Origin of the sequence: Collinsella sp. AF20-14LB, from assembly GCF_003459505.1 — a bacterium.
GTDB lineage: Bacteria > Actinomycetota > Coriobacteriia > Coriobacteriales > Coriobacteriaceae > Collinsella.
Window position 1 is genome coordinate 69,313 of sequence record NZ_QRWD01000005.1, and the last position, 13,469, is coordinate 82,781.

Here is a 13,469-nt window from a genome sequence, read left to right on the forward strand (position 1 = left end):
TTGGAGATGCTAACGATTGGGTGTCATCTTTCGACGACGAAGGGCTATCGAGCAATGGGGGAGACGGCGCTGTCCATTGGCGCCAATACCTTTGCGTTCTTTACGCGCAACCCGCGCGGCGGCAAGGCGAAAGACCTTGACATGGATGACGTGGCGGCCCTGCGCGAGCTTATGGAGCAAAACGATTTTGGTCCGCTCGTGGCACATGCCCCCTATACCTATAACCCCTGCTCTGCCAAAGAGCGGGCGCGCGAGTTTGCCTTGGAGGCAATGGCCGAGGACTTGCAGCGCCTGGAAGCGCTGCCCGGCAACTACTACAACTTCCACCCCGGCGCGCATGTGGGGCAGGGGACTGATGCTGGCATTCAGATGATCGTCGACGCCCTGTGCCAGGTGATGTTTGAGGGCCAGCAGACGACGGTGCTGCTCGAGACCATGGCGGGAAAGGGTACCGAGGTGGGCCGTAGCTTTGAAGAGCTGGCGCGCATTATCGAGGGTGCTGCCGCCAGGCGTCCAGAGCTATCGGACAAGCTGGGCGTGTGTCTGGACACCTGCCATGTGAGCGATGCCGGCTACGACATCATCCATGATCTGGACGGCGTACTCGACGAGTTCGACCGCGTGGTGGGTATCGACCGCTTGCGTGCCGTACACATCAACGATTCGAAGAACCCCTGCGGTGCCCATAAGGATCGCCACGAGTGCATCGGTAAGGGCTACCTGGGTAGTGAGGAGTTTGGCGGCGGTATGCAGGTTATGCAGAATATTGTATCGAATAGCCGCTTGCGCGCATTGCCATTTATTTTGGAGACGCCGAACGAACTTACAGGTTATGCAGCGGAAATTACGCTATTAAGGTCGTTACAGCAGTAACAACTGTCACAAAGTGGAGTGTTCCATTCACGTTATGGGATTGTTTCAATCAGTTTTCTCATTGCAGATTCGTAATTCCGGGTGCATAATAGCCAACAGTTTTTGCAGACCTCTGAATCAAACGGGGTCACCGGAAGGAGACTGATTATGAAGCTCAAGAAGCTTGGCGCATTTGCCGCCACGGGCGCCATGGCGCTCGCCCTCGCACTGACGGGCTGCGGCTCGTCCAACGCCACCTCTGGTTCCGATGCCGGTTCCAGCAGCTCTGATGACGTGAAGGTCGAGAAGGTCGACGGCTCCAAGGAGTATGCACTCGTCAAGGACGGTACACTCACCGTCGGCACCTCTGCCGAGTACGCGCCGTTTGAGTACAAGGATGACAACGGCGATTACCAGGGCTTTGACCTTGAGCTCATCAAGGCTATCGGTGACAAGCTGGGTCTGGATGTCGAGTACGTCAACAACGACTTCGACACGCTCGTCCCTGGCGTTGCTTCGGGCGCCAAGTACGATGCCGCCATCGCGGCTATCACTGACACGCCCGAGCGTGAGAAGGAAGTCGCGTTCTCCGACTCTTACTACATGGACGATCAGGCTATCGTGACCAAGGTCGATAACACCGACATTACGGCCGATAACTTCAGCGAGAAGCTCAACAACGCCGACGCTACCATCATCGTCCAGTCTGGCTCGACCGCCGAGGCCTTTGCCCAGGAGAACTTCCCGAAGGCCAAGATCGTCCCCTACAAGGACGCTACCGAGTGCTTCAGCGCCCTGCAGTCCGATAAGGGCGACGCCGTAGTCACCAACCGCTCCGTTGCCAGCCAGCTGACCGCCGAGCAGTTCAACACCTGCCAGACCATCAAGCAGATCAGCACCGGCGAGGAGTACGCCATTGCCATCAACCAGGGCAACACCAAGCTCAAGGATGACATCAACCAGGCCATCAAGGACCTGACCGACGACGGTACCGTCGACGCCCTCATGGCTAAGTACAACATCAAGTAAAATAACTACTTGATTGCGCGCGGGCCCTTTCCGTTTTGCGGAGAGGGCCTTTGCGCTTCTCTTGACGGAGAGCGTTTCCGTCTCGTTTTGCCGGCAACTTCTACGATAGGAGCCACCTTGTCTCGACTGAACAAAGGGGCCGCTGAGCAGCGTTTTCCACTGCCCGTCTTGCTCCAAAAGCTAGCCTGCGTCATGGCCGTGGCGCTCGCGCTGGTGTGCGCGGGGGCATATGCGCCCACGACCGCCCAGGCGCTTGAGACCGCAAAGATTACCGCCCGACCCAACACCGGTTCGGGCAGCGATGTGGTCGGCGGCACCGAGACGCGCATTACCTGGGAAGTTCAGGCCGATGCCGACGAGGAGCTGAGCGGTCTTTCTTTGACGTTTGTCGACGGCACGACGTTTGGTACCGATGACACGCGATTGACGATGCTCTCGGGCGAGGACCTCATGGATCGTACGCCCATGAAACCCACGTGCAAGGCTGACGGCCAGACGCTCAAGATTGACTTTGGCGAGGCGGCGCCTGCCGGCGGCTTTTTCCGTGTCGAGGTTTACGGCGTGACCTTCCCCGTCGAGGGCGGCGACGAGGCCTTTAGCGGCACCTACACTTTGGCCGATGGTTCGACCAAGAAGATCTCCAAGATTCCGTCGGTGGAGATCAAGGGCGTGACGGCATTCGATAACTTCCTGGCCGACCTTAAGGAGCAGCCGTGGGTCGAGGCATGGAATTCCAACATGTTCCTTCGCCTGTTCCTGAACCCGGTCATTTTGGTCCAGAGCCTGCCGATCGTCTTCAAAGGCTTCCTCATGTCGCTCTCGATCGTGCTCGTGGCGTTTCCGCTGGCAATTCCCTTCGGTTTCGCCCTGTCGCTCATGCGCATCTCCAAGTCGCGCATCCTGCGTTGCCTTGCCGGTGTCTATGTGAATATCATTCGCGGTACGCCGGCGTTCCTGCAGATCTACATCGCGTTCTTTGGCCTGCCGCTGGCCGGCGTCAAGGTTGACGACTATGTGCTGGGCGTCATCGTCATGGCCATGAACTCGTCCGCCTACCTGTGCGAGATCTTCCGTGCCGGTATTCAGTCGATCCCCAAGGGCCAGAACGAGGCTGCGCGCTCGCTGGGCATGAACGCCTTCCAGACACTGCTCTACGTTATGATTCCGCAGACGTTCCGCAATGTCCTGCCAACGTTGACCAGTGAGTTCATCCTGCTTTACAAGGATACGTCGCTGCTCGCGGCCGTGGGCGTGGTCGAGATCGTCATGAACGCCCGCACCATCGTGGCCACGACGGGCTCTATTACACCGTACGTGGTTGCCGCCCTGTTCTATCTGGTCATCACCCTGCCGCTCGCTCGCTTGGTGAGCGGCCTTGAGGCGAGGCTTTTGGGCACGGCCGAAACTAAGAAGAAGCGTCCCGCCAAGAGCGCCGGACAGGTCGTCGCGACGCCCGCCGATCACATCGCCGGTCTGTAAGGAGGTCCTATCATGAGCGAAACCAATAACTCGAACGAGGTCGTCGTCAGCATCAAGAACCTCCAGAAGGCCTTTGGCGATAACGTGGTCCTGCGCGATATCGATCTGGATGTGCACAAGGGCGAGGTTGTCGTAGTTCTGGGTCCCTCGGGCTCGGGTAAGTCGACGATGCTTCGCTGCATCAACCGTCTTGAGCATCCCACGAGTGGCTCGATTGTCGTTGAGGGTGTGGACGTGTGCGCCAAGGGCGTCGATCTTAACAAGGTGCGCACGCATCTGGGTATGGTGTTCCAGCAGTTCAATTTGTTCCCGCACCTCTCAGTCAAAAAGAACGTCATGCTCGCGCAGCAGAAGGTGCTCAAGCGCAGCAAGGAAGAGGCCGAGAAAATTGCCGTCGAGGAGCTGACCAAGGTCGGTCTTGCCGAGCGTATCGACTTTATGCCGAGCCAGCTCTCGGGCGGTCAGCGGCAGCGCGTTGCCATCGCCCGCGCCCTGTCGATGAACCCGCACGTCATGCTCTTTGACGAGGCCACCTCGGCGCTCGACCCCGAGCTCGTGCGCGACGTCCTGGGTGTCATGCGCGACCTGGCACGCGACGGCATGACCATGATCGTCGTGACGCACGAGATGGGCTTTGCCCGCGATGTCGCCGACCGCGTCGTCTTTATGGACGGCGGCGTCATTGTGGAAGAGGGTACGCCGAGCGAGGTCTTCGACCACCCCAAGAGCGAGCGCACCAAGGCGTTCTTGGGAAATATCTCGTAGCCGGTTGATGTAACTGCCGTTACAAAAGAGCGGGGGCTGGACTTGAATCCAGCCCCCGCTCTTTTGTAGGGATGGGGATGCGCTGTGATACAGGCTCTTTTGGAGGCCTGGTTTCGTTACGCGAGCTCGGCTCCGAGGGCCTTGCAGGCCGCCTCGCCCTCATCGTCGGGCGCATCGTAGCAAATGACGGAGTCCACGACGTTGACGCCGGCCTCGTCGGCGTCGGCCTTCCAGTTGTCCATCCACTCGCCCTCGGCCCACGAATAGGAGCCAAAGAGGACGACCTTCTTGTCGCCGAGGGTCTCCTTGACCTCGTCCCACATAGGCTGAAACTCGTCATACTCAAGCTCCTCGGAGCCCATGGCGGGGCAGCCGAAGGCGAAGGCATCATATTCGGCGGCCTTGTCGGCAGAGAAGTCGGCGCAGGGGATGACCTCAGTCTCGGCCCCCGCGGACGTGGCGCTTTCGGCGACGAGGTTTGCCATGGCCTCGGTATTGCCCGTGCCGCTCCAGTAGACGACGGCGATCTTGCTCATGTTTTGTCCTTTCGGTCGTGCGGCGCTTGCCGCGGCTTGTACGTTCTATCGGGTTGCCTGGGCAAGTTGCGCCAGGCTGCAGCCCTGCTGATAGATAAAAGTGAAGTATTGGGTGCAGGCACGGTAGGCATCAAACGTCGCAAGCGCCTGCTCGACATTTGCGTAGACCTTCCAGGCCCCAAAGACCTTGTAGTTCTCGCCGCGCTGGACGATAAACTCGTGCACGTCGTCGTAGGGATATCCAAGGAAGTAGCCTATTTCGTGCGGAAACTCGCAGGTGCAGTCTTTGCTGCAGCTAGCTTGCTGGGGTAGTGCGCATCGAGTCTGGCTGCAGGCGCATTCCGCGACGTTATTGCTCGCGAGCGTGATGCGTGATGCCAAATGCACAAGGCATGCCGAAAGGTCTCTCGTGTCGTAGCCTTCCGAGGTGAGCGCCGTTTGGACGCGAGGGTCTGCGAAATAGGTGGTGAGGCTTTTGGCTCGGTACGCGTACACGAGCGCTCCGCAGGGCCGCCAGACCAAAACCCTCAGGTGGATGCCGAGCGGGTCAAGCTCGCGATTGCACTGGGCGATAACGTTGAGCAGGCGTGCTCGGCGTTCTGCAATGGTTTCGGTTGTGGTCGAGCCGTCCCCGTGGGCGTAGGTGCCTGGATAGGTAAAGAGCGATGCCGGCTTGATGCCCGCGAGCGTGGGAGAGCAGTTGCGCACGACTGCCGCCTGAAACGTTGGGATGTCTATGGTTCGAGTCACGGCGTTCCTTACGGATCTAAACTGTTAGCCTAGGAAAACTTATACACGAAAGTAAGCCATGGTCAACAAAAAAGTTTGAAGAGGGAAACTAATTGACTGAACAGACATGATTTTGGGTTAAGATGGGGGCACCCCATGGGGGTATCTAGATAGTGCTACTTGAAAGGGGAGCGCATGAGTGACTTGCTCAACCCTGCGAATCTCATCGTGCTGGCCGTCATTGCCGTCGGCATGTTTTTTGGACTGCGTCGCATTGCCGCTTCGACACACGGGAAGAGTTGCTGCAGCGATGGTACGAGCGGCAAGAAGGCCAAAAAGGTTGTTGTGGTGGATACCGATGCGTCACACTATCCCTATAGCGATGAGCTGCTCATCGGCGGCATGAGCTGTGACGGCTGCGCTCAGAACGTAGCCAATGCCCTCAATGCGCTGGATGGCGTGTGGGCAACGGTGACGTATGCGGACCACACGGCACGCGTGCGCTCTAAGCAGCCGGTTGATCGTGGTGTCCTCGAGACGGCCGTGAAAGACGCGGGCTATTACATCATAAAGCTGTAGGGGCTCGTGCCTCGGCGGCGCCCTTCGCCGGCGTTCGGGCTGAAAGCGTTCCCCATAAATTGCTTAAATATAGTTCCTCAGTTGTGTAGTAAATGGAAACTCGGTGCCTTTCAAGCCCGAATGCAACCAATTGGCGATCATTGCGCATTCATACAATGTGCTTTTTGTATACTTAACGATGTTTGTTAATACTGTGCCCAGTATTGCTGCTCAAGGTGGACAGAGTTTTTTGGCGTGCGTATAGCTGGGCAATGAGACGAGGGGAGCATTTGCGTTATGAGACGAGTGGAAACACTTGGTCTGGTTTTTGCGCTTGCCGCTACGTTGGCATCGCCGATTCCAGCGTGTGCTGAAGAAGCAGGGGGGGGGGGTCGGTCTCCTATGATGCGGGAAACGGTTACACTTTTGAGAAGCTCTCACACCCCACGGTAGATACCTCTTTGCCGGACGGCATTGTGGACTACCAGGGCGACGGTAAGGTTGCCGTTCCCGGCGCCGAGGGGAACACTGCCAATAATGAGGGTGACCGCGGACAGAGCTACACATGGTCAGCGGTCAGTTATGGCGATTGGCTCTATGTGGGAACCTGCTATGCGGCGATGGGCAATACGCTTACGCTGATGCAGGGTACGCTGGGCGACTCGTTTGATGCCGACACCATGCGTGCAACGCTGGAAGCCATGTTCAACGGAACCTTCTTTTATGGCCAGCAAAAAGAGGACGGCACGCCCGATAAGGACAGCGGCGGCATCTTGCTCAAGGTCAACACCAAGACCGGTGAGACTAAGCTCATCCTCTCCAAGTCGTCGAATAATATCGAGCCGCTTTTCCGCAACGCTGTGCGTTACAAGGGCAAGCTGTATTTTTGCGGCAGCGTGAGGAAGGCCAATAGCGCCTCGGGCCTGCCCTCCGTTTACGAGATCGACCCCAAGACCGATGAGTACAAGGTTGTGTACCAGGGTCTTTCGAGCTTGCAGGATTATGGCGCGGCGTACAAGCAGGGTATTTCCACCGGCATCCGCGGCATGTGCGTGCACGATGGGCAGCTGGTTATCAGCAACGTGGGCAAGGACGCGAGCGGTAAGTTTGTTGCGACGATCCTGACCTCTTCCGACCCCTCGAAGGGCCAAGAGAGTTTCACCGAGATCGCAAACTCCGATACGCTGTTTGGCTATCCCGCCATTAGCTACAAGGACAGCATCTACGGCGGCAGCATTTGGGATATGGTCTCGTTTAACGGACATCTGTATGCCACGATCTGCACCGGTACGCCCGATAACGCTCCGGATGACAACTCCATGCAGTCGTTTGCGATGGTTCGAGGCGATAAGAATGCCGATGGAACGTATACCTGGGTGCCGATCGTCGGCGATCAGGCCAATGACAAGGCGAAGTATTGCTTTGGTATCGATCCTGCCCGCACTCGTTCGGGCGCGGCGAATCTGATCGTCTATAACGATTATCTCTACATCGGCGAGTATAACGATGAGGAAATCGCTCTGGAGCGTATCCTATTTAACAAATCCAAGAGTGGAGAGGATGGCAAGAGCGGTATGGGCGGCGTCGACTGCTCGTTTGTGAATGCCAACCTTGAGCAGTCGGTCAATCTGTACCGCATGGACAAAGACGAGAATATGGAGCTTGTCGTCGGCGACCGCACCGAGATGTTCCCCGAGGGCGGCATCTCTGGCCTGACCTCAGGCTTTGGGCGTAACGAGAACCAGTACATCTGGCGTATGCAAAAGTTTGACGGCAAGCTGTATGTCGGCACGTTCGACACGGCGAGCCTGCTGGAGCCGATCGGCCAGTTCTCCAACGGCGACATTATCGATATGACGCCGGAGGAGTGGGACTCTCAGGTTAAGTACATCAAGAACCTGCTTAAGATCTTGCTCGAGAAAAACCTACCCAATAATCCGATCGAGGGCGCGAGCACTCTGGCGGATGAAGAGGACGGGGACGCCGCTGGCATCGATGATGCCGATGACGTTGACGCCGACAAGGCTGCGGCTGCCGAGGGCCTGGAGAATCTGGGCGACGCGTTGGACGATGCCACGGATGGCCTTGCCGATCAAGCGGCAACGATGTCCGTGGACGACGAGAGCGACGACGCCTATGCTCAAAAGATCGATGGCGAGATCGCCTACTTTGAGTCGTTCGCGGATCAGTATCAGGACATGCTGAATGCGTATGACGAGCTTAAGCAGCAGTATAAGGACGCCTACGGCGATGAGCTTCCCGGAGATATTCAGGATGCGTTCGATAAGCTGCTGAGCCAAGAGAATCTTAAGAAGCTGCAAAGCGTGATCAAGTGCATGTATTACTTGCGCGACGCCGAGCGCGGCTTTGATATGTATGTTACGGCCGATGGCGTGAACTTCACGACGTTGACGACCAACGGTTTTAACGATCCGTACAACCATGGTCTGCGCACCTTTGCCGTGACCAATCAGGGCCTGTGCCTTGGCACGGCCAACCCATTCAATGGTTGCCAGGTTTGGATTCAGCGCAAGGAGAACTCCGAAAACCCGGTCGATCCCGATACGCCGGATCCCGGCAATCCCGATCCGGATCCGACCGAGCCGAGCAAACCCAACCCGGGCAACCCGTCGAATCCGGGTTCCACGGATAAGCCCAACGGGTCTACCAGCAGCACGACCACGGTTTCGAAGAGCACGAAGAAGGCCGAGAAGTCGTCCCTGCCTGGCACAGGTGACTCGACCGCAACGCTGGTCGCAGGTCTTTTGATTGCCGCTGTCGCCGTGCTCGCCGTTGCGTTTGGCCTGCGCAAGCGCTCTGGCCGCTAGGCTCGGCCGCGTAGCTCGATGTCTTGAATGTCGTCGAAGTTAATGGCGATATCCCTGAGTTTGAGCAGCTTGAATGCGGGTAACACTTCGTCGAGGATGCCCGTGCGGCTACGATAGCCGTACATATCGTAATAGGTGACGCGCACCAAGTCGCCGCGTTTGAGGCCCTCGAGCTTTTTCGAAAGCTCGAGGGCTTTTTCTTCCGTGAGTTCGCATTTGGGCTCAACAGTGATTTCTTGTTTGCGCACGAGCTCGTAGTATCCCGTGAGGGCGGCAAAGGGCATAAACTGCGCGGCACGGCCGGCGCGGACGGCGCCGTTGGCGGTGAGCTTGGGGTCGGAGGAGCGACGTCTTCCCTCGGGGTCCGCTAGACGTTCAAAAGGCGTCGGTGGCCGCATCGGCTGTTGTTGGGACTTAGGCACGATGTCCTCCTACCTGATCGTTGCGTTCGCGTGCGGTGGCGCCGGCGGTGAAGCTTAATCCCTTGACGAGCGCGTTCTTGCCGTACTTGCCCTTCACGGCCAGGACAGCGCGCGCCAGGTCGCGCTCGCGCTCATCGGCCTTAACATCGCTGAACAGGTCGATAGTGGTAAATTCCTCGGGCATGAGGTTGCCAAATCCCAGGTTGATGCGCTTGACCGGTCGTTTGGGATCGACAGTCTGCGCCCAGAGCTCATCGAAATAGCCCATGATCTTCTTAAACGAATTGGTGCGCTCGGGCAGCTTGCGCGAGGCGTTGGAGTGCGCAAAGAGCGCGGCATAGCCACCACGCGGCTTGCCGCCGTGTTCGCCCACAAAGATGCCGTCAATCGCCTGTGCCTCTCGCACCAAACGTCGGCGTTCGTCGTCGCGTTGGACGGGCTTGGGCGCGCGGGGCGTGAGCCCGGGGCCGTCGGTTGCGGCGGGTTCGATGCTCGACGTGCTCGAACGCAAATGCCCGCATCCGTCTACATATTGTGCTGTGCCGCTGGCGTCGAGGCGGCGTATGTCGGCGCGCTCGCTCGCGTAGCCTACAAAGAGCGAGATACTGTTGCACACCACGTGCTTATCGACTAAGTCCAGCACAGCGTTGTCGACCATCTCGCGCAAGACGGTGTAGGCCTGTTCATAGGCATAGCCTTTCGAGAGCACCTGTCCTGTGGTAGTTGAGGTTGCCTGCGGGCGATAGGCCTGAATATCGGCGATAGTTGTCGGCTCGCGCCCAAAGGCGTGGTCGATAAGATACTCGGCATTGACGCCGAGCTCGTCGTAGAGCAGGTTTTCGTCGAGCGCCGCGACGCCCATCAGATCGTAGACGCCGTATTTTTCGAGTCGTGCTGCCACGCCGGGCCCAATGCCCCAGATGTCGGTGATGGGGCGATGGGGCCAGATCTCCTTGCGAAAGGTCTCGTCATCGAGTATGCCGATGCGGCTGGGTACGTGCTTGGCGGTAATGTCGAGTGCCACCTTGGCCTGGAATAGGTTGGGGCCGATGCCAACCGTTGCCGTGATGCCGGTGCGCGCCAGGACCTCGTCGCGCAACATGCAGGCGAAGCCTTCAGCGTCGGTGTGATAGAGGTCCAGATAGGGCGTCACGTCGATAAAGCATTCGTCGATGGAGTAGACGTGCACGTCCTGTGGGCTGACGAATTCCAGATAGATACCGTAGATTTGCGCCGACACCTCCATGTAGTGCTGCATGCGCGGTACGGCCTTGATGTAGTCGATACCGTCGGGAATCTCGAACAGGCGACAGCGGTTATGGATTCCGAGGTCTTTCATGGCCTGTGTGATGGCAAGGCAGATGGTCGTGCGCCCGCGCGATTCGTCGGCAACGACCAGGTTGGTGGTGAGCGGGTCGAGACCGCGGTCGACGCACTCGACGCTGGCGTAGAACGTCTTGAGGTCGATGCAGATATAGGTGTGACGCTCGTGTCCCACGCGTCCTCCCATCAAACACATGTTCTTATCGAATACTTGTTCGATAATACCCGCTCGTCCGGACATCGTCAAAACCAACCAAAAAGGGACTGGTTTGTTTTGGTAGGTATGGTCGTGCGGCTGCATCGGGTTTTAACGCAGCCCTAAAGAGTGTGAAACAGCTCGGAAAACCTCGCTTCGTAGCATGGGTCTAACGATTGATACCGCCTATACGCACGGAAGGGTTGTGGGAAAGATGGTCAATTGTGGGTTTGGTATGCCGACGCGCCTTGTTGCGGATGGGGACGTGGCTCGCTGGTGCGGACGATTGGTCGCTCACTACGGTGGCACCAAGGCGCTGGTTGTGCTGGGTGGTGACAAGCACACGCGTGATGAGCTCGTTTCGGCGGCGCTGGGCTCGCTCGATCGCGCCCTGCTCGAACGCGTGCTCTTTCGCTGTGGCTCGGTTGGAGGCGATGGGGGAGGCGAGCTGGTCAACGAGGCCGTGGCCCTGGCGACCGACGAGGGTGTGGACTTTGTCCTGGCGATCGGTGATGCCGATACAGCCGGCTTTGCGCGCGAGCTCGCCCACCGCATGGCGGCGCTCGATGCCGGTGAGGACGGTTTTGTCCCCTATGGATGCATTGTCTCGGAGGGCAAGGTGCCCGCTACGGTGGGAGCCGGCGAGGCTCCCGTTTTTGCCATCATCGCGCCCGAGCTGCTGGAGGGCATCGGGTCTCCTCTGCGTGAGTTGCTCGGCAGTGTGTGCGCTGCGGCCTAATAATTGCCATAAAGGGATGGGTTATTTTTGATTGGTAAAGCGTTTGACCTGCCAAAATAAACCTGTCCCTTTTTGGTCGGTCGCCGTTTGGGGGCCGATTGGCAACGCTCGCTGATTGCAGTCTTGACCTGCGCTAGAATAGAGATATCTGAATATCCGGGCGTGCATGGAGGTGTGCGCCCGTATGCTGAGGAGGACTTTATGGCAACTGTTGCCGCACCTATCGACGCCACGTCGACTGACGCTTGGAAGGCGCTCGAGGCTCATCAGGAGAAGCTCGAGGCCGAGGGTATCGACCTCAAGGCCTGGTTCGCCGCCGATCCCGAGCGTGTGAACAAGCTGAGCTTTGACGCCGGTGACCTGCACTTCGACCTGTCCAAGAACCTGGTGACCGACGAGACCGTCAAGCTGCTGTGCGATCTTGCCCGCGAGGTGAAGCTCGAGGAGCGCCGTGACGCCATGTTCTCCGGCGAGCACATCAACACCACCGAGGACCGTGCCGTCCTGCACACCGCGCTGCGCCGCCCGGCTAGCGAGAAGGGGCAGCTCGTCGTCGACGGCCAGGACGTTGTCGCCGACGTGCACGAGGTCCTCGACCGCATGTACGCCTTCGCCGAGCGCGTGCGCTCCGGTGAGTGGAAGGGTGTTACCGGCAAAAAGATCGAGCACCTGGTGTCCATCGGCATCGGCGGCTCCGATCTGGGCCCGGTCATGGCTTACGAGGCCCTGCGTCCCTATGCCGACGCCGGTATCGATTGCCGCTATATCTCCAACATCGATCCCAACGACCAGGCCGAGAAGCTCAAGGGTCTGGATCCCGAGACCACGCTCGTGATCATCGTCTCCAAGACCTTCACCACGCTCGAGACCCTCACCAACGCCCGCGAGGTCAAGACCTGGATGCTCGAGCAGCTCAAGGCTCAGGGCGCCATCGATGGCTCCGATGAGCAGAACGCCGAGGCCGTGGCAAAGCACTTCGTTGCCGTTTCCACCGCGCTCGAAAAGGTCGAGGCCTTCGGTATCGACCCCGCCAACGCCTTCGGTTTTTGGAACTGGGTCGGCGGCCGCTATTCCGTCGACTCCGCCGTGGGTCTGTCGCTGATCGTCGTGCTCGGCCCCGAGCGCTTCCAGCAGTTCCTTGAGGGCTTCCACGCCATCGACGAGTACTTCTGCAACACCCCGCTCGAGAACAACGCCGTCGCGCTGATGGGCCTGCTCAACGTCTGGTACGTCAACTTCTTCGGTTCCAAGAGCCACGCCGTGCTGCCGTACTGCCAGTATCTGCACCGCTTCCCGGCCTACCTGCAACAGCTCACCATGGAGTCCAACGGCAAGCACGTCCGCTGGGACGGCAGCGCTGTGACCTCCGATACCGGTGAGATCTTCTGGGGCGAGCCCGGTACCAACGGTCAGCACGCCTTCTACCAGCTGCTGCACCAGGGCACCGTGGTGGTTCCGGCCGACTTTATCGCTTTCGCCAACACCGCCAACCCCGCAACCGACAGCGGTCAGGACGTGCACGAGCTGTTCCTGGGCAACTTCTTGGCCCAGACCAAGGCGCTCGCCTTTGGTAAGACGGCCGATGAGGTTCGTGCCGAGGGCACGCCCGAGCAGATCGTCCCGGCTCGCTGCTTTGAGGGCAACCGTCCGACGACCTCGATCTTTGGCGACACGCTGACCCCGTTCGCGCTCGGCGAGCTCATCGCCCTGTACGAGCACATCACGTTTGTCGAGGGTACGGTCTGGGGCATCGACTCCTACGACCAGTGGGGCGTTGAGCTGGGCAAGCAGCTTGCCAAGCAGATCACCCCTGCCTTCCACGACGACGCCGCCAAGGCCGAGCAGGACGCTTCGACCCAGGCGCTCATCGAGTTCTATCGCGCGCACCGTAAGTAGTTTTTACGGCCGAGTTGGCTTATGGCTGAAAGGGGCCCGTATCCGTTGGGATACGGGCCCTTGCTATTTGGATAGGATGGAATGTATCGGGAGGCGCCTCGACGGGCATCGCAATCG

12 protein-coding genes are annotated in these 13,469 nt (G+C 58.9%); 8 read left to right on the forward strand and 4 right to left on the reverse strand.

The features are described 5' to 3' along the window. Nucleotides 1-6 precede the first annotated feature (6 nt). From DWX63_RS03760 to DWX63_RS03775, 4 genes are all read left to right on the forward strand, one after another. The gene (locus DWX63_RS03760) at nt 7-873 is read left to right on the forward strand and encodes a deoxyribonuclease IV (RefSeq protein WP_117842854.1); all 867 of its coding nucleotides are present in this window, start codon (nt 7-9) and stop codon (nt 871-873) included. Between the two features lie 147 nt (nt 874-1,020). Further along, nucleotides 1,021-1,881 carry an ABC transporter substrate-binding protein gene (locus tag DWX63_RS03765; RefSeq protein WP_117842855.1) on the forward strand — a complete coding sequence of 287 codons (861 nt, stop codon included), beginning with the start codon at nt 1,021-1,023 and terminating at the stop codon, nt 1,879-1,881. 117 nt (nt 1,882-1,998) lie between these two features. Then, entirely contained in the window at nt 1,999-3,360 is a 1,362-nt protein-coding gene (locus DWX63_RS03770; RefSeq protein WP_233514455.1) for an ABC transporter permease subunit, read from the forward strand. 12 nt (nt 3,361-3,372) lie between these two features. Beyond that, a complete protein-coding gene (locus DWX63_RS03775; RefSeq protein ID WP_117842856.1) occupies nt 3,373-4,125 on the forward strand; it encodes an amino acid ABC transporter ATP-binding protein in 753 nt (250 codons plus the stop codon). A 116-nt stretch (nt 4,126-4,241) separates the two neighbouring features. On the opposite strand, the gene DWX63_RS03780 is transcribed toward DWX63_RS03775, so the two are convergent. After that, nucleotides 4,242-4,661, reverse strand: coding sequence for a flavodoxin (locus tag DWX63_RS03780; RefSeq protein WP_117564429.1), 420 nt, complete (start codon nt 4,659-4,661; stop codon nt 4,242-4,244). Nucleotides 4,662-4,706: 45 nt separating this feature from the next. Continuing rightward, entirely contained in the window at nt 4,707-5,411 is a 705-nt protein-coding gene (locus DWX63_RS03785) for a DUF3793 family protein (RefSeq protein WP_117842857.1), read from the reverse strand. 174 nt (nt 5,412-5,585) lie between these two features. Between DWX63_RS03785 and DWX63_RS03790 the strand changes: the two genes are divergently transcribed. Further along, entirely contained in the window at nt 5,586-5,969 is a 384-nt protein-coding gene (locus DWX63_RS03790; protein WP_117842858.1) for a heavy-metal-associated domain-containing protein, read from the forward strand. 440 nt (nt 5,970-6,409) lie between these two features. Further along, nucleotides 6,410-8,776: a hypothetical protein gene (locus DWX63_RS03795; RefSeq protein WP_117842859.1), complete on the forward strand. Its 2,367-nt coding sequence runs from the start codon at nt 6,410-6,412 to the stop codon at nt 8,774-8,776. Here DWX63_RS03795 and DWX63_RS03800 read toward each other — a convergent pair. After that, the gene (locus DWX63_RS03800; protein ID WP_233514456.1) at nt 8,773-9,198 is read right to left on the reverse strand and encodes a hypothetical protein; all 426 of its coding nucleotides are present in this window, start codon (nt 9,196-9,198) and stop codon (nt 8,773-8,775) included. The two genes, DWX63_RS03795 and DWX63_RS03800, sit on opposite strands and share 4 nt — an antisense overlap. Beyond that, entirely contained in the window at nt 9,191-10,708 is a 1,518-nt protein-coding gene (locus DWX63_RS03805; protein WP_233514457.1) for a DNA repair protein, read from the reverse strand. Before DWX63_RS03805 ends, DWX63_RS03800 begins: the two co-directional genes overlap by 8 nt. 172 nt (nt 10,709-10,880) lie before the next feature. On the opposite strand from DWX63_RS03805, the gene DWX63_RS03810 reads away from it, so the two are divergent. Then, nucleotides 10,881-11,456, forward strand: coding sequence for an iron-containing alcohol dehydrogenase (locus DWX63_RS03810; RefSeq protein ID WP_117842862.1), 576 nt, complete (start codon nt 10,881-10,883; stop codon nt 11,454-11,456). A 201-nt stretch (nt 11,457-11,657) separates the two neighbouring features. Beyond that, nucleotides 11,658-13,352, forward strand: coding sequence for a glucose-6-phosphate isomerase (pgi, locus tag DWX63_RS03815; protein ID WP_117773785.1), 1,695 nt, complete (start codon nt 11,658-11,660; stop codon nt 13,350-13,352). Nucleotides 13,353-13,469 lie beyond the last annotated feature (117 nt).